This window comes from Mesorhizobium sp. M7A.F.Ca.ET.027.03.2.1 (assembly GCF_003999175.1).
Taxonomy (GTDB): Bacteria; Pseudomonadota; Alphaproteobacteria; order Rhizobiales; family Rhizobiaceae; genus Mesorhizobium.
In genome coordinates this window covers 1-1,040 of record NZ_RZOM01001501.1, presented here as the reverse complement: position 1 = coordinate 1,040, position 1,040 = coordinate 1, and the positions used below count along the sequence as shown (strand labels likewise).

Annotated in this window: 1 protein-coding gene and 1 pseudogene; one reads left to right on the top strand and one right to left on the bottom strand. The window is 58.4% G+C overall.

Going from position 1 to position 1,040, the window contains the following annotated elements; translation table 11 throughout:
- A pseudogene (locus EN750_RS40150) lies at positions 1-551 on the top strand (hypothetical protein); the annotation flags it as partial.
- 154 nt (positions 552-705) lie between these two features.
- Here EN750_RS40150 and EN750_RS35960 read toward each other — a convergent pair.
- Positions 706-894, bottom strand: a complete 189-nt coding sequence (locus EN750_RS35960) for a DUF3606 domain-containing protein (protein ID WP_127321696.1) — start codon at positions 892-894, stop codon at positions 706-708.
- Between the last annotated feature and the right edge of the window lie 146 nt (positions 895-1,040).

Here is a 1,040-nt window from a genome sequence, read left to right as displayed (position 1 = left end):
CCAGGATCTCGGTCAGTGCATCGGTGTCGGAAAGTTCGAAGCCAGTTCACTTGCGATGGAACAAAACTGCCCTGTCGAACTTTGGTCGTCGCACTGCTCCCGGTGCTTTCCCCCATGAGAACTGCCCGCTGGCTCCGGCCGGCGGGCTTTTTGCGTCATGTGCTGGGCGATTCTCGGACCCCATTCGTTGGAACCGCCGCTTCAATGCGAAGTTAGGTGCCCAGGGACATTCAAACATGGAGTTGATCATGAAACAGCTACTTTTCGCGTCCGCCATTGTGGCACTGTCAACTGGGCTCGCCTTTGCCCAATCGAGCAACACTACCAACACTGGCGGGTCATCCACGACGACAACCAAGACAATGCCGAGCACTACGACCGACCAGGGCACGGATTCGACCACCACGAGCGGAACGAACTCAAACTCCGCCAAGGACTGCGCTCCTGGTCAGCAGACTGGCAGCGCCAAGCAGGCCGCGCCAGGCCAGCAGGATACAGACGCTAACTCGGCCGCTCCTGGCCAGATGAAAAAGACCACGGACGGCTGCTGAGCGCGCTTTCGGAACCTTTGCCCCTGTCTCAGGTTGGTACAAGCGGTCGATTCCTAGGATGTAGCCGCACATATAGCCCGTCGTGCAAGGCCAGCACGGCGGGTCTTTCGCACGATACGAGCGGTTTAGCCTTGGGATTGGCGCCGTTAGCTCGTCATCGACTGCCTAGTGCTTTCGCTTCGCGCTCCAGCGTCTCACGGTCGTTGCCGTGCTTTTTGATAAGTTCCCGGACTTCAGGGATGGTAAGCTGGAATTTGCTGGCGAGATAGCCGACCTCGTATTCCTCGTCGCCCGATACGCGGTCGCGGTCACGAAAATCGCGCTTGCTTTTGTCATCTGGCATGGTTGTTCCTCCTGAGAGGAGAACAGCGAAAGTAGCGCCGGGTTCCACGAAAGGACGGGCCAGCGCTTGTCGCAGAGTTGGCCTGCGCCGGCTTGATTCTGCCTGCACGGGTTCCTTTGTTGCTCGGGAGTCTATCGATCTTGTAT

Coding starts and splice junctions, on each gene's coding strand:
- EN750_RS35960 (WP_127321696.1), bottom strand. CDS start 894: ATGCCAGATGACAAAAGCAAGCGCGATTTTCGTGACCGCGACCGCGTA.